The sequence below is a fragment of the Bacteroidota bacterium genome (assembly GCA_020161395.1).
In the GTDB taxonomy this organism is placed as follows: Bacteria; Bacteroidota; Ignavibacteria; order Ignavibacteriales; family Ignavibacteriaceae; genus UTCHB3.
The window spans coordinates 47,335-66,219 of record JAIUOE010000011.1 but is presented as its reverse complement, the minus strand read 5'-3'; the positions used below and the strand labels follow the sequence as shown (position 1 = coordinate 66,219).

Genomic DNA, 18,885 nt, shown 5'->3' with positions numbered 1-18,885 from the left:
TTTTAGAAAACCCGGATAGAAAATGAATGGAATGATTCCCCGAAAAATTAAAGGTTTCAGAGATATTGAGCCAAAATTAAATGAATTACGAAAGAATGTGGTAGAAAAAGCCGGAAGGGTTTACGAGCTTTACGGATTCAGGCATTGGGATACTCCGATTCTTGAATATGCTGAGAATCTTGGGAAATATCTCCCCGACAAAGAAACAGTTGCGGAGGGTGTATATTCATTCAGGAACCCTGAGACAGAGCCTGTTTACAAAGATGACGGGAGTGAATTGAGGGATGAGTCCGATTTTGTAATAATGGATAACCACCACATCGCAATGAGGTATGATCTTACTGCCCCTTTGGCAAGAATGTATGCAGAGGAGTTGTTTCTTCAATCGATTAAAGGGCAGTTGACGACCAAAAACGCCCCTTTATTCAAAAGATATCAATACGGACCTGTTTACAGATTTGAAGCGAAACTTGATCCTGGAAGATTCAGGGAGTTCTGGCAACTCGATTTTGATACTGTCGGTACAGCAGATGTGGCAACCGATGCAGAGTCATGTATGATACTTTCAGATGCACTGGAGGCGATAGGTCTAACAAGAGATTCTTATTTGGTGAAGGTTAACGACAGAAAAATACTTTCCGGATTTTTGGAATCCCTGGGAATTCAAGGTGAAGCAATTGAGGCAAATGTATTAAGAATCATCGATAAGATAGATAAAGTCGGAGTTCAGGGAATTACAGCCGAACTCGGAGAGGGGAGAAAAGATTCCTCGGGTGCATTCATTCCGGGCTTGGGAATTGACAAATCGGTTGTGAAAGGAATTGCCGGTTATTTCGAAAGATTCACCGAGGACCGTGGAAGAGCGGAAATTCTTGCGGAACTTGAAGGACTGGGTGGAGCAAATGAAAAATTTGCAGAAGGTCTGGCAGAGTTAAAAAAGATTGAGATGCTTCTCTCATCCGCCGGATTTGACGAGAACAGAGTTTTATTTTCTCCTTCAATTGTGAGAGGATTGGGATATTACACAGGACCTGTGTATGAAGTAGAGTCCCTGCTTACATTTGAAGACTCAAAAGGTAATACAAGAAAAGTGGGTTCGATATGTGGTGGCGGCAGATACGACGGGCTGGTTGAAAGACTGCTCGGTATCAAGGTGCCGGCTGCGGGTGCATCCATAGGAGTTGACAGGCTCTGTGAATTGCTGGTGTTGTCGGGTTATTCTGATATTAAATCGAAATCATCTGTTCTTGTCACCGTGTTTGATGATGAACTCATGGGTGAATATCAAAAAATCGCTGCTGAACTCAGAAATGCAGGAATCAGCACAGAAGTTTACTATGGTGCACAGCGGGGATTGAAAAAACAACTCGGTTATGCTGATAAAATGGATTCACCTGTATGTCTGCTTCTTGGAAGTGACGAATTTGCCAAAGGTGTAGTAACTGTCAGGGATCTTGCTCTCGGGAAAGAGATGTCTGACTCAATCACGAACAAGGAAGAGTGGAAACAAAAAGTCCAAAAAGAAGTGTTGCGTGAAGATCTTGTTGCGACAGTAAAACAAATGTTAAACAGGTAGAAGGGATTACGGGAGAGAAGAGAATGACTAAGAATAATATCCTTTATTTGGACGGGCACTCATTAACAATCGAAGAAGTTTATGATGCCTCCGTGAAACCGTTAAAGGTTTTGTTGACAGAGGAAGCCCGGCTTGCCATCATAAAATGTCGTGAAAGGCTTTTAAGGCAGATCACTGAAAATCCACTTCAGAAAATTTATGGTGTAAATGTGGGTGTTGGAAATTTGAAGGACACCTATATTTCTCCTCAGGATGCAGAAGAGTTTCAGATTAAATATATTAAATCGCACAGTTGTGGCACTGGTGATCCGCTGAAACCGGAAATAGTCAGAGCAATGATGATAATCAGACTCAACTCGTTTGCGCATGGTGTCTCAGCTATGTCGATTGAAACTGTCGGAATGCTTGAGTCGATGTTAAACGCCGGAGTTATACCATTGGTATTTACAGAAGGATCGGTCGGAGCAAGTGGTGATCTGGTTCCCTTGGCTATGATTGCGGGTGTAATGATTGGACTTCCTGAAGCAAAAGCATGGTACAAAGGGGAACTTTTGACAGCTCCTGATGCACTGAAAAGCGCCGGTCTTCATCCGGTTAAATTGGGATTCAAAGAGGCGATGGGTTTGACAAACGGAACTAATTTTATGTCAGCAAACTCAGTATTTGCATCGATTGAAGCTCGTAACCTGTTAAAAACAAGTAACTTGGCAGCCGCTCTTTCACTCGAAGCGATAAGAGGTGAAAAAGATGCCTTCAGCGGTTTCCTTGCTTCCAAAAGAGAGCATAAAGGACTTGTGGGAGTTTCCGCGGAGATAAGGGGACTATTGAAGGGATCAAAACGAACAACAGTGGAAGCACAAAAAATTCAGTTCAAGGGGCAGGATTTAGCCTCAGCCACAGAGAGAGTGCAGGACAGATATTGTTTCAGATCAGTTCCTCCGGTGCACGGAGCTGCTATGGAAGCCTTACAGAGGTTTGATGAAGTCCTCACAATAGAGATAAATTCGGTCACGGACAATCCTTTGTTTGAACTTGATGGCGATTCACTGGTTTTTCACTCCGGTTCCAACTTTCATGGTCAACCACTGGCAAATGTAATTGATTACCTGAAGCTTTCTTTTACTTCACTTTCACTGATATCAGACAAGCGGTCGTTTTCGATGCTCAGCAAAAACCTGAGTTTTGGTCTCCCTTCCAATCTCGCAATTTCGCCTGAAAAAGGTGATTCGGGTCTCATGCTCGCACAATATTCGGGAGCTTCAAGAGCGGGGGAGAACAGAGTGCTTTCAAATCCCGCTTCTGTTATGTCCATCTCGACCTCTGCCGGTCAGGAGGATTTTGTTTCGATGGGAAGTGTTGGTGTCGTTCATTTGCTGAAGGTTTTGGAAAATCTGAAAACCGTTCTGGCGGTTGAGATTTTATGTGCCTTGAGAGGTTTGCAGATGACGAACAACAAAGAGGGATATCTTACGGGCGATTTGTGCAGACTGGGTGAAGGTACGGCAAAATTATTCGAGCAACTAAATGAGATTCTTCCACTTCCGGATGGCGATACCTATCTTGGTACCGAAATTGAGTCTCTCAGACAATTTATCTCGAATCGTGCATTTACCAATAACGACTAAATTGAAGTTGCCCGGACTCTGATGCCAACCACTTCAGAAATAAAGCAGTTCTTTGAGAATTATTCGGTTCCCCGGACACCGGTCGTAAAAAGCGAGCTCTTTCCAACCGGCAATATTTTTATTGAGAGATTCGATAAAACGCATCCTGTCCTTCAGGGTAACAAATGGTTCAAACTTAAAAGGAACATAATTGAGTGCCTTGATCAGGGGAAGGATTCACTTCTGACTTTTGGTGGTGCCTACTCAAACCACATTCACGCTACTGCAGGAGCAGGCAAAATCTTTGGTCTGAAGACAATTGGAGTTATCAGAGGGGAAAGGACTGATCCTCTAAACCACACTCTACGCGAAGCTGAATCATTCGGAATGAAACTTCACTTCGTCAGTCGAAGTGAGTACAGGGAAAGGTATTCTGAAAATTACATCGATAGACTTCGCACTCTCTTTGGAGGCTTTTATTTTGTACCTGAGGGGGGAAGCAACAGATTGGGGTATCTTGGTGCTTCAGAAATGCTGCCTTCCGATGCCACAGAATTTGATTACATCGTGATGGCGACAGGTTCGGGAGGAACCCTCGGTGGAAACCTTTTGGCAGCATGGGAAGGCAAAAACCATCACACAAAATTCTTCTCGATTCCTGTATTAAGAGATCACCACTATGTCATTGATAATCTTAAGAAAACCATAGCTGAGGAGGGTGTTGGGCATTTCGATAATCTAAGCGTCATCGACGGTTTTCATTTTGGGGGTTATGCGAAAACAACCGGACAACTTCTGCAGTTTATCGTCGATTTTCAGGATGAACAGAAGATTGAACTCGATCCAGTTTATACCGGAAAAGTCCTCTTTGCAGTATCGGATCTTTCGAAAAACGGGTTTTTCAAGGAGAATGACAGAGTTTTAGTTTACCACACCGGAGGACTGCAGGGGAAAACAGGATTTATCGAGAGGTTTCCGAAGTATGAATTGTTGCGCGGGGATTTCGAAAATTAATCAGGAAAGCAAGGTTATGATAACCTTACCCTCCTGATTCACAACTGATTATTAATAACCGCGAATTTTATCTTTATCGATTGCTCTGATCCCTTCGGTCATCCATTTAGGTGCTGGTGCACCTTTCAGGTAGTGATCGAAGAATTGAAGCATTCTGATACTTAAATCCACTCTGTTTCCCCAGTTAGACTCCTTAAGATTATGTACATCTCCGGTGTAGTTGAGCATCCAGACCGGTTTTTCGAGCCTTCTCAAGCCGGCATAGAGTTCAATACCCTGATACCATGGCACAGCATCATCTTTATCGTTTGCCATTATCAGGAGGGGAGTCTGCACTCTGTCAAGAAAGAAGAGCGGACTGTTTGCAATATAGAGTTCAGGTTTTTCCCAGAGTGAAGCACCAATTCTGCTCTGACCTTTCTCGTACTGAAACTGACGGACAAGACCGGAACCCCACCTGATTCCACCGTAAGCACTTGTCATATTTGAGACAGGTGCGCCTGCCATTGCAGCTTTGTAAAGATTCGTTTGTGTAATCAAAAATGCTGTTTGATATCCACCCCAGCTTTGTCCTTGAAGAGCGATGTTTTCACGATCGATAAAAGGAAACTGCTCAAGCATTGATAGTGTGCCGCCAACTATACAATTATATGCTCCTTTACCGGGATATCCTTCCTCATAAACGATATCAGGGATAAAGACTACATACTGGTTGCTTGCATAAAAAGCAGGATTTATGATCGATCTGCTGGGGGAGGGCGTCCAGTATCTGTTAAGATTATCAGAGCTCTTTTCGTAGAAATAAACCATCATCGGATATTTTTTTGATTTATCCAGATTTTCGGGGAGATAGAGGAGTCCTTCGAGAGGTTTTCCATCGATTGAATAGTATTTTACAAGTTGTACATCAGACCAGAGCCATTCCTGGTGTTGTGGATTTATATCGCTAATTCTCTTGAGGTCAGGAGAAAGTCCTTTGGAATGGTAGAGATTAGGCGACTCCTTAGAAGATTCTCTGTTTATGAGAAAATCATCGCTGTTTTTGGCTTTGGCAATCGTTCCATATCCATTTGGAGTAATAAAAAGAATCTGTGCAGTTTTATCTGATTTCAGTTGATATTTTGCATATCCACTCTCTTTGGAAGTTTTGTTAAAAACAGTGAAGTAGAGTGTGCCGTTTTCACTGAAATAGGGGAGTTCCCTGTCAAGGTCGAGGGTACGGAAAACGGTGTTTGATTCTTTTCCTGAAGTCAGTCTGACAGGCTTATCGTTCCCGCGGGGATCGACCATCCAGACATCATAGCGGGAATGAATCAAAAGATTTTTATCATCTTCGGTCCAGCCACCGGTTCCGTATGCTGAAGGCTGATCAGGGACATCGTTCTCCACATCAAAAAGAGCATCGGTGATGCCACTTGAAATTTTTGCGGTTGATCCACTCTCATTGTCGTAAGAATAGTAGGAAGAATCAGACTCTTCATACCAAACGATAAATTTGCCGTTTGGTGAAATGGTGTTAAGCTGACTTTGTTTTTTCTTTATCAGCTTTCGTTCTCCGGAAGTAATATCCACTGAATAGAGATCGGAATAGCCGTCGTCCCACGAAATCAATTTTTTATACGGAACGCCCGATGTACCTAAAGCGAACCTGTTATCAAAATATCTTGAGAAAGAGACGCTTTCCATGAGAGAGTCAGTCAGTTGTACAGCTTTTCCCTTATTAATGTGCCAGACAAAAAGGAAAGTTTTTTTCTTTTCACGGTTGAGTTCAAAGTTTTGTTGAGTGTAGATGAGCGGATCATTCCAGCCCCAAACCTCGACATTTGGTTTTTCCTCATCAAGCAGTGTTTCATCAGGCTCAACCTGGAGTGCCTTTGCTATCCCGAAAAAGAGTCTTTCACCGGAATCGGAAAAATTGAGATCATAATTTGCAGATACTCTGTATCCTGCAGGAAGTGCTGCGTTTACTGAGTCGATCAGGACGGAAAATGTCTTATCGTTGTCATTCAAAAGATAAAGATTATAATTCTTCACCGATGCCGTATCGGGAGAAAACAGCAAGGCGAGTCTTTTCCCGTCGTCAGACAGGACGGAAGATTTGACGGATCCGTTTAGTATAATTGTGTCACCCTTCAGGGTTTGAGTATTGAACCTCACAACATATACTGTGTCCACCGAGTCATTTACCATAGAGATAAAAGCAAAACGGGATCCGGATTTGTCCGCACTATAATCATCCACATTAGAAAATCTGAATTCGAGATTTTTAAGAGGATTAAAAAGGAGGAGATCGGTGCCGTCTTTTTTACCTTTGGAAGGTTTAGGTTCTTTCTCCTTGGCGATTTTTGAAGTATCCTTTAACAATGAAGTGTCTTTAACACTCGACGAATCTTTTGCCTTTTTCTCTTCCTTTGGCTTTTTTAGCTTGTCAAAGTGAACTGCAAGCCATCCTTCTGATTCTTCGGGGAGTTTGAATGATTTTATATCGGCAAATTTGACGAGAGTGTCCTTGGATGTTATGTAAATGCCCAGGGAATCTTTCGGCAGGTCATCCTTCTTCACCTTTTTAAGATTTGCTGATTTTAGAGTGTCATATCCGGGTTTTATCGAGAAGACGACCAGCTCACTTGCAGGAGTAATTTTTGCTCCCTTTCCCTTTGGGACAAAAACAGTTCTGTCATCTTTTTTCCTGTAGATGGAGAGATTGCCATCTTTTCGGAGTGGATTTACTTCGAAAACAACCAGATTTCCATCTTTGGATATTTGTGGTTGCTCAATTCGCTTCCATATTTCATAAACGGAATGATCGAGCTGTTTTTTGGACTGTGCCTGCAAAACAGGAAGACCGGCTCCAATAAGGAGTAAAAAGAAAATTGCTGAGTATTTTGACATATGATACCGGTGAGATTATGAGTTATTTTTGAAAAAAAACAACACAATTTAAGGTATTTTACCAAGTTATTAGCGAGGGAAGAGAAAATTAATTTTAATTATATAAGATCTGCGGAAGTGGCAGCGATTGTATTTATGAGATCACCGGGGTTTATAATAATCTGTGTGCCTCTTACACCGGCACTTATTGAGATGTTTTCAAAAAGTTGTGAGGTCTCGTCGATGAAGACGGGGAAATTTTTTTTCATGCCGACAGGAGAGCAGCCTCCTCTGATGTAACCGGTGAGTTCAAACAGTTCTTTCACCTTCACCATTTCAATTCTTTTGGATCTCGAGGCTTTCGCTGCTTTTTTAAGGTCCAGTTCGCATGAACCGGGAATAACAAACACGAGGAGTGAGTTTGCCTCATTTCGAGCTACAAGGGTCTTGAAAACGGAATCGGGATCCAAGCCTGTTTTTTTTGCTACTGAGAGTGCGTCAAGTTCATCCTCCGAAACTTCATAATTGATCAGGCTGAAGGGGACTGCCCTCGATTCGAGAATTCTCACGGCATTCGTTTTTGACATCGGAAATTCCTGGATTTTTACAATTCAAAAATAGGAATCAGAATTAAATTCAGAATGTCTGTCGAATGTACCCTGACAAAGTGGAAGCCAAAACCTCATGACCGTATTTGTTCATGTCACTTGAAGAGATATTAAAAAGACGCTTTTCAGGGATATCGTAGAAGCGCAACATTAAAGTGGGATCAACAATTTTTACTTTTTGCAATGAAAATGAGTATTCTTTTATTTTTTTTATAATTGGATAGGTTCCGGAATAATTTGCAAAATCATTCGAGACAAAGTTTCCTGCCTTCAACATGTTGTCAACATAATATTTGTCAATCCAAGAACAATGTGGCGTAATGAGAAACAGGACAGTGGCACCCTTCTTTAACCAGCAGAAAAGTGTATTAAGGCGGGTCAGTGCTTCCTCAAAGTCGATGTTTCTTCCCGATTTTAACAGAGTGGAGTTTTCCACCAGACCGTTTTGCTTTTCGAATGATTTTCCCGTGAGGGGCTTGAATGAGATGTTTTGGTTCTGAATCAGGTTCTGCGGTTCGAGCGCCGCAAAGGCATTCCCGCCCATTTCAGTAGCTGTTCTTGACAGTGTGTAAAATATGTAGTTCAAAATTCTAACTTTGTCGGTCAGTAGGTTTGTAACACTTCCGACCAGGTTTGCTTCGGACAAGTCCTGACCTTTTCTGAGATCATACAAGTCATTTGCCGGATTCATCTGATAAACCAGAATGTCAGGGTCATATTCTTTTATCAATTTTTCACCGATAAAAGATGCTTCAATCGCTCCTGTATTCGGTACAGATCCGTTTATAATTCTGTAGTCCGGATGATTTTTTCTGAGCATCGCTACATAACTTTGTGGGTTCGCACTGATTTCATCACCGAGAACGAGAATGGTCTTTCTTTTACCGCCCGGTGCAATCTCTGATTCCGGATTCAGTTTGTCAAAAGTACCAGAATGAGGATTTATCCATTGGTTTATGTAGGATATCTCGGCTGTTGCCAGAAGCGTAACCAGCAACAAAAATATTTTGAATGGTTTTGAAAAGAGTTTCTTCATAGTACGATTAAAGTTTATTAAAAATTCGAAAGCAATATACTTCCTGACCGGAGTGGTATTTTTGTTGAACATCACTTTCAGGCACGGTGAAGGAGTAACCCGTGGTTTATGTGAGTTCACTCACAGCATTCTCTGTTACGCCTGATTTCAAGGAATGGTTCGGTCATAATTTTAATGTTTGAAATCCAATTATATTTTCATATTTTGAGGTCTATATATCCACTTTTTCAAAATCCCAATAAACTTTTAGTCCCCAAAGGAGATTTAAATGAAATCTTTTTCATTGAAACTTGTTTTACTCGCTCTTTTAACCGTTTTCTTTACAGGGTGTTTGACGGTAGATACAAAAGAATATTACTATAAAATTTCAAAAGATGGCTCGGGAGAGGGCTGGATCAAGTTCAACAACATAAAATCCGCAAAAGATGGTGAAACAGATGTCTCGCTAAAGGATTTCGCTGAATTGATAGATGAATATGTGAAAGGGACAAAATTTGAAGACGAAAATCCGTCTCTTCAGGTTATATCCAAGGAATTGATCGAAGAAAACGGCAAGTTGAACGGTCTGGTGAAATTCAAGTTTAACGATATTACAGAAATCTCTTTCCTTGCCGAAAAAGATTGTAATTGCGCTCCAGTATATTATTCAATGGGTGGATTTTTATCAGAGACATATCTTTCATCCAATGGAAAATATCTTGGAGAAAATGGTGGACCACAGATAATAAAATGGCCCTCAGGAAGCAAAGAGTTCCAGTTTTCCACTACAGTTAGCAGCGACACCACATCAATTGAACTGTTGAATCAGTACAAGGGATGGAAAGCCGGTCAGAAATAAAATTTTTAAATAATTGGAGAAGATAAAAGTGATAAGAAACATTCTTTTTTCACTAATGTTGTTGGTATTAACCTCGACTCTTGTCCTTGGTCAGGCTTATAATGGACCTGCCGCAGGTTCCAAGACCGGAGGAGTCGTAGTCAATACAAACAATTTTGGCTTAACACCTTCGAACAGTTTCCCCAAGCCGGAAACCATAAGAAACAAGGTTGATTACAATGCAAGCCCTGTATTCATAAAAGAATACGACGACATGTATGAAGCAATAAAATACTATGTTGAAGACTCGAATGCAGGAAAAGATGCAATCGACACGACAAAAGCACTGATGTTAAAGAGTTTTCAGGGATTGACCCAGACAAACTCGATTCCACCCGATCCACATGTTGCCGTTGGAGCAGGATACATTGTTGCAACTGTCAACAGTGATTTTGGAATTTTCGACAAGAACGGCAACCTTCTTAAGAGAATTAATGCTGATGCCTGGTATGCGACAACCCTCTCTTCACCCGGTGCGTTCGATCCAAAAGTGATTTATGACCATTTTGACAAAAAATGGGTAATGGTTTGGCTCGATCAGAATGACAATCCTGCAAGAGGCTATCATCTCATCTCGGTTTCGGATGATTCCATTCCGACCGGTACATGGTACAACTATGCCATTCGTTCGGATGTGAACGGTGATGTTCCATCAAACAACTGGATGGATTATCAGGGTGTGGGCTTCGATGATGATGCAGTGTATGTTTCGGGTAACCAGTTCTCATTTGCAAGTGCATTTAACTATGCAAAGATCAGGATTTACCCTAAATCAGCGCTTTATTCCAATGATGCCAATGCAACAATTACATGGAACGATATCTATGGTATCAAGTATCCCTCACCGGGTCCAACTCAGCAATTTATATTTCATATAAGACCTACTATTGCCTACACACACGACCCGACAAAATACTATTTTCTTCATGCCCCCAATGGCGGTAATGCGTTTGCGCTCTACTGGATAGAGAATCCTTTGACTAATCCGGTGCTCAGAGGTTCGATGGTCCCGACAATCAGCTACAGTTCACCACCTAATGCAAATCAGCTCGGGGGAGGTTCTCCGTTGCTTTCCACAAACGGTGCCCAGCTTCAGGATGAACCGATTTTCAGAGATGGTAAAATCTGGTCAATACACACCATAACAAATCCGAGTGCATCCAGCTATTCGGCTCTCCACTATGTTAAAATTAACACTGCCACAAGCACTGTAGCAGAGCAGTCGGTACTCGGAGCAAGTGGTTTATGGTATTACTTCGGAGCAATAGCTGTTGATAAATTTGATAATGCCGCCGCAACTTTCGCACGCTCGGGTGATACCGAGTATGCGGGTGCATTCTACTCGTCAAAATTCGCAAATGAAACCAATTTTACTTATAGTGCCCCGCTCCAGACAGGTAAAGCCAATTATGTGAAAACATTTGGCGGTACCAGAAATCGCTGGGGTGATTATATGGGTATCTGGGCTGATCCGGAAAATCTGACTGATTTTGTCCTGTTTACAGAATATGCATCAGCATCAAATACCTGGAGTACATGGACAGGTATCCTGCGAATCGCTCCCTTCGATGGTCCAAAAGGATTCGTTGATAAAGCTATCTTGAATTTTGGTGAGGTTGAGCAAAACAAAACCAGTCTCCCTGACAGGTTTAAGCTCACAAGTTTCGGCACACAAAGTATCGTAATAGATTCGATGTACTTTGGTTCAGGTAATTTTATTCTGAACACAAATCTCTCATATCCATTTACTCTCGATCCCAACAGAACGATTGAAGTGGAACTGAGTGCCAAACCTGTTAATTTAGGACCGATTGCAGATACTCTTTTTATCAGATCGAATGAGACCGGATTGAAAGGTGTTGCTGTTACTGCGAATGGTTATCAGATAGCAGCAGCCAACGAAAAGGCAATGTACTCGGTTTCCGGTGGAACAGACAATAACAGGCTTTTCTATCTAAGGACAGGAAATGCCGTTCCAACTGAAATCGGCGCTACAACAAAAAACCTTTTTATTAGCATCGCTGTCGACCCAAAGAGTAAAGTTATTTACGGTTTAAGGAACACCACTCCGCAGGAAATCGTCAGGTTGAACGCTACGGGTGGAGATGCCCATACTTTATTTAAAGCCGGTATTACAGATTTGGGAAGTATTGCATTCGATACATCCGGGAATTTGTATGCTTCGCAGAGATCGGGTAAAATCTATAAGGTGGGTTTATCGGATTCATCTTTCACAGAAAGATTCACCACGACTGCTCCTGTTTTAAGTATCGCTTTTCATCCTCAGACGAATGAGCTGTACGCATCCCTCTATCGTGCACTTGGTTCACCGAAGGATATGATTTTCAAGATTAATCAGTCAACCGGTGACACTACGAGACTGGGTTACACCGGCTTTGGTGGTGCAATATTTGATATCGAGTTCGATAAAGAAGGTGGTTTTTTTGGATTGAAGGGGACTAATAATCAGGCTACCGATCTGATTCAGATAAATCCATTAACCGGTACAGGCACCCTGGTTGGTTCGACCGGGATTGTCAATATGGCGTCCTTGTCGTTCAATTACAACGGCACACTGACCGATATTAAGACAACCACAACCATGCCCGGAGCATTTTCACTCGGACAGAACTATCCAAATCCATTTAATCCGACAACAAAGATTGAATATACACTCCCTAAAGCAGCTAATGTTAAGATTACTGTTTACAACCTGTTAGGTGAAGTGGTAAAAGTTCTTTATGAAGGATTTAACAACGCGGGTGGTTATTCACTCTACTGGAATGCAGACGATGTGGCTGGTGCGAAACTCTCAAGCGGTGTTTACTTCTATGAGTTAAAAGCCAACACAATTGATGGTAATTCGTTTGGTGAAATAAAGAAAATGGTACTTCTCAAGTAAGTATCTGTAAAAAATGAGATAGTGATTAAAGCCCGGATTTAATTATTCGGGCTTTTTATTTTCAATATGATCAACTTAACGACAAAAAATGTAACTCAAAAATATTATATTGAGGTTTGAAAAAGTGTTAAGTTTACGGTTGAAAAACCATAAATTATTCCTTTCAATTAACAGAATCTGAACTACCGGTCTAACAATGATATTAGAGACAACGCGCGGCGATGGAAGTGATATTCTCATTTATTCTGAGAATCGCTTTAATTTAGAAAACAATTTTCGAATGATCAGAAGAAATATCGGTATTAACAACCCGATTCGACTGCATTATAACGAAGTTTGTGGTTACATTAATGATATGCAACCGAAAACGGTTATTGCGTACAGGTTGTTGACAAATCTTGATGATTTCGATATTAATTATGTGAAGTACGGTCAACAGGTTATTGTGAACAATTCAAGAGAAGTTATCTATTTTGACCCTATCTACTGTATTAAAGAGATGGAAGATAATGGTTTTCTGAATGATGACCCTGATCTTCGGTTCAGAATCCAACAGGTCGGACTCCAGTCCCGGGGTGTGGTGGATGGATTATCAGATTTTGAGGAGTCATACAGTTTTGATCTTGAAGCGACCGAGGTTCAGTACCAAAATGACAGATCGTTTGCAGAATTGCTGTGTGCTTTTGATGAAATAGATTTTGACAGGGTGATAAATCTTGCCACCAATGAAACATTTGACTCACCGAAGGCAGAGCACCCCAAACCGGAGCAAACGAAACCGGATCAGCCAACGACAAGATCGAAATTCCAAGCACTTACTTCGATGGACCTAAGTTTTAACAAGAAAAATACTGTTGATAAAAATACAACCGATCGACCTCCTGCCTTCACAACGGGCGAAAAACAAACCGGGGAGAGGAACACTGTCGACAGAAAAGGGATGGTAACCCTTGCGTGGGGAAGGAAAACCACCGGTTTATTCGAAGAAGACGATAATTACGACCCATATCAGGCGAGTAAGAGAGTGCATCTGCAGGGAGAGAGACCGAACACGACAACCCAGGCGGATATTACTCCCGGATCGACAGATCAAAAGAGTGCAAGATTCCAGGTCGTTGGACAGGGCAGACCGAAAAGCAAGTTTCAAACCACACAGGTTTCAGGAAGATCCCAAGGAAATGTTGAGAGAGACGAAAATAAATCAATTTTCTCCTCATTTCTGGAAAAAAAGAGGGAGGAATTCACTTCGAAACCAAAAGATGAAACCGGCTCTCACGAAGAAATTACCGATTCCATAAAGGAATTTGCCACTGACAGGGAGAAACGGTTCGTGGTACTCAAGCTTCGAAAAGATAAATAACAATAAAAAAGGCTGTCATGATCAGACAGCCTTTTTAGTTTTAAATCAGATTAAAATTTGTCTTCGTCAAATTCATCTTCATCAAGGTTGTCCAAAGTAAACATGGAAGACAACATGTCTTTGAATTCGAATTTCCCGGTCAAGTTAAACCTGCTGATAAGGGAAAATTCGCACATTCCGTGAAGCAGGAACTCAGCAAAGATAAATTGTTCCTGTTTGCTGATACCGGCAACAAATTCCCTAACAAGTTCCATCAGTCCATCCACTTTAAGAATCGAATTCTCATATTCTTTTTGTGAAGAATCACTGATCAAATCGAGAGTATTTCCTTTTGAAAACCAGTCAAGTACTTTTGCATATGCTTTCTTTCCGTCTTCATTTTTCCCGTTTTTTTCGGGTGAAGGGAAGTATTGCTCGAAAACTGTTCTTATTGCCTTAGAAATCAGCAGATGGGCAACCGTGGAGGGACCTTCCTGTTCGCCTTCATAAACCAGTTCAACTTTACCTGTGATTGAAGGGATTGTGTTGAAGAGATCACCTATTCGAACGACAGCACTTTTTTCAGAGTTTACAAGTCGTCTCAGTTCGGCAGAACTGAACAGATTTTCATAACTTGAAATGGTGAGTCGTGCTGACACCCCGCTCTTTTCATCAACATATTCACTCTTTCGGGCTTCAAACGCCACCTGTTCAACCAGATCCTCCAGAAGCGGTGAGCAGACGATTTCTGATGCCTGCTGTTCGTGAAGCCTTGCTTCCTGTTTAGTGATGTTTTTTGATACAGCGATGCTTCTCGGGTAGTGAGTTATGATCTGACTGTCAATTCTGTCTTTCAGCGGGGTGACGATCGAACCTCTGTTTGTATAATCTTCAGGGTTTGCTGTAAAAATGAACTGAATATCGAGAGGAAGTTTCATTTTAAATCCTCTTATCTGAATGTCCTCTTCCTGAAGAATATTAAAGAGAGCCACCTGGATTCTTGCCTGAAGATCGGGAAGTTCGTTAATTACAAAGATTGACCTGTGCGAACGGGGAATCAAGCCGTAGTGAATTACTCTTTCATCAGAATAGGGGAGTTTCAGTGAAGCGGCTTTTATGGGATCGACATCCCCGATCAGATCTGCAACCGATACATCAGGTGTGGCGAGTTTCTCAGTATATCTTTGATCGCGGTGAATCCATTGAATTTCAGTATCATCTCCATGCGTGACTATTTGTGACTTCCCGTAGGTTGAAACAGGGTTGAACGGATCATCCATCAGTTCACTCCCTCTGATCACGGGGATATACTCATCGAGGAGCCTCACCAATGTTCTTGCTATTCTGGTTTTTGCCTGACCTCTTAGACCAAGCAACAAGATGTTGTGTCTGGAAAGAATCGCCCTTTTGAGATCAGGGATTACAGTCTCTTCATAACCGTGAATTTCACCAAAATATTCCTGCCCGTTCGAGAGAGAAGCAATGAGATTACTCCTCATTTCATCTTTGATGGTTTTTGATTTGTAACCGGAATTTTTCAGGTCACGAAAAGTTTTAATCTCTTCAATATTATAGTTCATAAAGTCCTTTACCGTAAATTTTTTCTTCTGTTTCTGATGAAGTCTTCAAAGACAAACTGCCCAAGACCATTCAAGTCGCTGTAAAAAGCCCTGCCCTGATTTACTTCAGTAAACTCTCGCACAAACCGCTGGAGATAAGGGTCAGAGGCGATCATAAAGGTGGTTATCGGTATGCCTCGTTTTTTAGCTATTGCAGCCTGATCCAAAGTTTTATTAACAATTTTTCTGTCAAGCCCAAAGCTGTTTTTATAATATTTGATACCAACTTTGAGGCAGGTCGGTTTTCCATCTGTGATCATAAATATTTGTTTGTTGGAAGTTTTTCTTCTTTTAAGAATCTCCATCGCGAGTTGAAGTCCGGCAACCGTGTTTGTGTGATATGGTCCCACCTGGAGCCAGGGGAGATCTTTAACTGAAACCGGTCTGGCATCATTTCCGAACACTATGATATCCAGAGTGTCTTTAGGATATTTGATGGTAATCAGTTCAGCAAGCGCCATTGCGACCTTCTTGGCGGGTGTAATACGATCTTCGCCATAGAGAATCATGGAATGAGATATGTCGATCATTAGCACTGTGGAGGTGGCTGCCTTGAAATCCTTTTCCTGAATTTCCAGATCATTCTCCGTTAGTCTGAAATCATCGAGTCCGTGATTTATTTGAGCATTTTTAATGGAATCGGTCATATCGACCTGGTCAAGAGTATCGCCAAACTGAAATTCCCGTCTGTCAGAGGTCAGTTCATCACCCGGTCCGTTGAAGGGAGTCCTGTGGTTACCCACATTTCCTCTTTTTAGTTTGCCGAAAATTTCTTCCAACGATTGTTTTCTTATAGTCTTTTCAGATTTCGCGGAGGGAGTAAGATTACCGGAGACAGGGTTTTCATTCAGAAATCCATTCGATTTCAAATCAGAAATAAAATCACCCATACCGTAGGAATCAGAAGTTAATCTGTATCGTCTGTCAAGTTGGTTCATCCAATTGAGAGCCTCGCTGACATCGCCTGAAGTCATGGTAAGAAGCTGGAGGAAAATCTTGAGAAGATTTTCGAAGCGTGCCTCATCAATAGACGGGGGAATGTATTTTGTAAATCTAAATCCGTTCATACAATTCTAACACCACAGGGAAAAGAATGGTTCATATTGAGTGTTGTAACACTTAAAAACCGGATTAAAAAAAAAGCTGCCCTTCGCGGGGCAGCTTCAAATTTTGAACGCGAAAAAGAAATTATTTTCGTTTGTCGAGAATTTTATCTATAAGTTTATACTCAACGGCTTCCTCGGAAGTCATGAAATAATCTCTGTCGCAGTCCTTTGTGATCTGTGCAATCGTTTTTCCTGTGTGGTCAGAGAGTATCTTGTAAAGAGTATCTCTTGTTTTCATCATCTCTTTAGCCTGGATCTCGATATCGGAAGCCTGACCTGAGATGCCACCAACCCAGGGTTGATGAATCATGATCTTCGAGTTGGGGAGTGCCGACCGTTTTCCGTCAGCACCACCTGCGAGCAAAACCGCACCCATACTTGCAGCAAGACCGACACAGATTGTAGATACATCCGGTTTGATGAACCGCATGGTATCATAAATTGCTAAACCGGCTGAAACACTTCCACCGGGTGAGTTTATGTATAAATAGATATCTTTGGAGGAATCTTCAGCCTCGAGGAAGATAAGTTGTGCGATTGTAAGAGAGGCTACATGATCATCGATTGCTGTACCGAGAAAAATAATTCTCTCTCTAAGCAATCTGGAATAGATATCCATACCTCTTTCGCCTCTGCCTGTCTGCTCGATGACATAGGGAACCAACTGGTTGAAAATTTCTATTTTATTACTCATAATTAACTTTCACTAAATTTTGTAAACATATCCAAATTAAAAACAAACAATTATCTTTTTTGGTTTCAATTAATGATGATGTTCATGGTCATGATCGTGGTCATGGTCATGGTCATGGTCGTGATCGTGGTCATGATGTTCATGATTGTGGTCATGGTCGTGATCATGCTTCTTGACATATTTTTCACGATATTCTTCCGGATCGATAGACTTCCTCGGGTTTTCAGCGGCAAGGAATTTGTCAAGAAGTCCATACAACAATTGATTTTTTATTGAGTCACCCCGGAAATAATCCCTGAGTATGTCCTCACCAATATTGTATTTTTCAACTTCCTGTTTCACGAGTTCATCGATATATTCATCTGTAACTGTGAGGTTTTCCTGACGGATGATATTCTCGCGGATCACCTGCCATTTAGCTTCTTTTTGAGCATAAGGCAAATAAGCTGTACGGAGGTCTTCAGCTTTCGGGAGTGGTTTTTTCTCCTTCTTTGCTTTTTCAGTTTCCTCTTTCACGAAATATTCAAGCACTCGTTCAGTAAAAGTTGACGGAATTTTTAAATCGTTGGCATCGAGAATTTTCTTTTCAAGCTGAGAATTATAGATTTTATTCGTCATATCCTCATAGTAGCCTTTATAGTAGGCAGCAATCCCTTCTTTAAGCTCATCGACAGTTTTGTACTCTTTTGAAATTGTCTGCACAAATTCATCTGTCAGTTCCGGGAGCTTCTTTGTTCTGAATCCTTTTACGACAAAAATATATGAGGATTTCTCGTAAGCGTCAATCATTTTTTGATCAGAATAAAAATCTGCCGGCTTAATGAAATCACCGGTTTTAAGATTGCTCACTGACGATCTGAAAGAATCACTTAAAAGGGGATAATCGATTTCGATTGCTTTTGGTGTTCCCACTTCCTGTGAAGTGGTGGTATTGTAGAAATCGATGTCGATAAGTGTATTTGCAGGATCCTCAACTTTATCCACACTCTCAAATTCAGCATTGGAATTGAGCAGATTTTTGAGCTCTTCCTCAACAAGTGAATCGGTTACTTCATACAGGGGAATTTCGATATCATTCGCACGATAATTTACAATGTCAACTTCAGGGAATATCTCATAATTAATCTTGAACGAGAGAGATTCTCCCGGTTTGTAATTTAGATCAACCAATCCCGGTGTATTAAGCGGCTTCAATTCCATCTCTTTCACCGAGTCCCAGAATATCTTGTTCGCCACTTTGTCAGCAGCATCGTATTCAAGAGAATCACCATACATATTTTTAATCACATGTCGAGGGGCTTTGCCTTTTCTAAAACCGGGGATTTGAATAGTGGTAATTTTTTTTGCGACTTCTGATTGAATAAGTGGTGAGGCTTCTTCAGGGCTTAATGTTACTTCTAATTGATGTTCAGCTGTTGATAACTGATTTATTTTCCTTTCCAATCTAACCTCTGGTTTAAAGATTTGAAGTGCGAAAAGGGGGACTCGAACCCCCACGGATCTCTCCACTAGATCCTAAGTCTAGCGCGTCTGCCAATTTCGCCACTTTCGCAATAATGTAGCCTGCAAATATAACAAAATTGAAAGAAAGAAAAAAGAAGAGGGGGAGTTGTTAGTTATGAGTTATGAGTTGTGAATT

13 protein-coding genes and 1 tRNA gene are annotated in these 18,885 nt (G+C 41.3%); 6 read left to right on the top strand and 8 right to left on the bottom strand.

What is annotated here, in order from left to right:
- Positions 1-22 precede the first annotated feature (22 nt).
- The 3 genes from hisS to LCH52_14555 are packed head-to-tail and all read left to right on the top strand — an operon-like array spanning position 23 to position 4,194.
- Positions 23-1,576 carry a histidine--tRNA ligase gene (gene hisS, locus LCH52_14565; protein ID MCA0389708.1) on the top strand — a complete coding sequence of 518 codons (1,554 nt, stop codon included), beginning with the start codon at positions 23-25 and terminating at the stop codon, positions 1,574-1,576.
- A 23-nt stretch (positions 1,577-1,599) separates the two neighbouring features.
- The gene (locus LCH52_14560) at positions 1,600-3,201 is read left to right on the top strand and encodes an aromatic amino acid ammonia-lyase (GenBank protein ID MCA0389707.1); all 1,602 of its coding nucleotides are present in this window, start codon (positions 1,600-1,602) and stop codon (positions 3,199-3,201) included.
- Between the two features lie 21 nt (positions 3,202-3,222).
- A complete protein-coding gene (locus LCH52_14555) occupies positions 3,223-4,194 on the top strand; it encodes a pyridoxal-phosphate dependent enzyme (protein ID MCA0389706.1) in 972 nt (323 codons plus the stop codon).
- Positions 4,195-4,245: 51 nt separating this feature from the next.
- On the opposite strand, the gene LCH52_14550 is transcribed toward LCH52_14555, so the two are convergent.
- The 3 genes from LCH52_14550 to LCH52_14540 form a co-directional block, all read right to left on the bottom strand.
- Complete coding sequence (locus tag LCH52_14550) at positions 4,246-7,086, bottom strand: prolyl oligopeptidase family serine peptidase (GenBank protein ID MCA0389705.1); 2,841 nt, start codon at positions 7,084-7,086, stop codon at positions 4,246-4,248.
- Between the two features lie 98 nt (positions 7,087-7,184).
- The gene (gene ybaK, locus LCH52_14545; protein MCA0389704.1) at positions 7,185-7,652 is read right to left on the bottom strand and encodes a Cys-tRNA(Pro) deacylase; all 468 of its coding nucleotides are present in this window, start codon (positions 7,650-7,652) and stop codon (positions 7,185-7,187) included.
- A 49-nt stretch (positions 7,653-7,701) separates the two neighbouring features.
- A complete protein-coding gene (locus LCH52_14540; GenBank protein MCA0389703.1) occupies positions 7,702-8,781 on the bottom strand; it encodes a hypothetical protein in 1,080 nt (359 codons plus the stop codon).
- A gap of 196 nt (positions 8,782-8,977) precedes the next feature.
- Here LCH52_14540 and LCH52_14535 point away from each other — a divergent pair, with 196 nt between their 5' ends.
- From LCH52_14535 to LCH52_14525, 3 genes are all read left to right on the top strand, one after another.
- Complete coding sequence (locus tag LCH52_14535; protein ID MCA0389702.1) at positions 8,978-9,547, top strand: hypothetical protein; 570 nt, start codon at positions 8,978-8,980, stop codon at positions 9,545-9,547.
- A 28-nt stretch (positions 9,548-9,575) separates the two neighbouring features.
- On the top strand, positions 9,576-12,488 hold the full coding sequence (locus LCH52_14530; GenBank protein ID MCA0389701.1) for a T9SS type A sorting domain-containing protein: 2,913 nt from the start codon (positions 9,576-9,578) through the stop codon (positions 12,486-12,488).
- Between the two features lie 196 nt (positions 12,489-12,684).
- A complete protein-coding gene (locus LCH52_14525; GenBank protein MCA0389700.1) occupies positions 12,685-13,848 on the top strand; it encodes a hypothetical protein in 1,164 nt (387 codons plus the stop codon).
- A 50-nt stretch (positions 13,849-13,898) separates the two neighbouring features.
- Here LCH52_14525 and LCH52_14520 read toward each other — a convergent pair whose 3' ends face one another.
- The 5 genes from LCH52_14520 to LCH52_14500 form a co-directional block, all read right to left on the bottom strand.
- Positions 13,899-15,407 (bottom strand): magnesium chelatase, encoded by a 1,509-nt coding sequence (locus tag LCH52_14520; GenBank protein MCA0389699.1) that lies wholly within the window; start codon positions 15,405-15,407, stop codon positions 13,899-13,901.
- 8 nt (positions 15,408-15,415) lie between these two features.
- Positions 15,416-16,513, bottom strand: a complete 1,098-nt coding sequence (locus LCH52_14515; protein ID MCA0389698.1) for a VWA domain-containing protein — start codon at positions 16,511-16,513, stop codon at positions 15,416-15,418.
- Between the two features lie 121 nt (positions 16,514-16,634).
- Entirely contained in the window at positions 16,635-17,216 is a 582-nt protein-coding gene (clpP, locus tag LCH52_14510; protein ID MCA0389697.1) for an ATP-dependent Clp endopeptidase proteolytic subunit ClpP, read from the bottom strand.
- 99 nt (positions 17,217-17,315) lie between these two features.
- Complete coding sequence (tig, locus tag LCH52_14505; protein ID MCA0389696.1) at positions 17,316-18,689, bottom strand: trigger factor; 1,374 nt, start codon at positions 18,687-18,689, stop codon at positions 17,316-17,318.
- Positions 18,690-18,716: 27 nt separating this feature from the next.
- Positions 18,717-18,798, bottom strand: a tRNA-Leu gene (locus tag LCH52_14500).
- Positions 18,799-18,885: the final 87 nt, after the last annotated feature.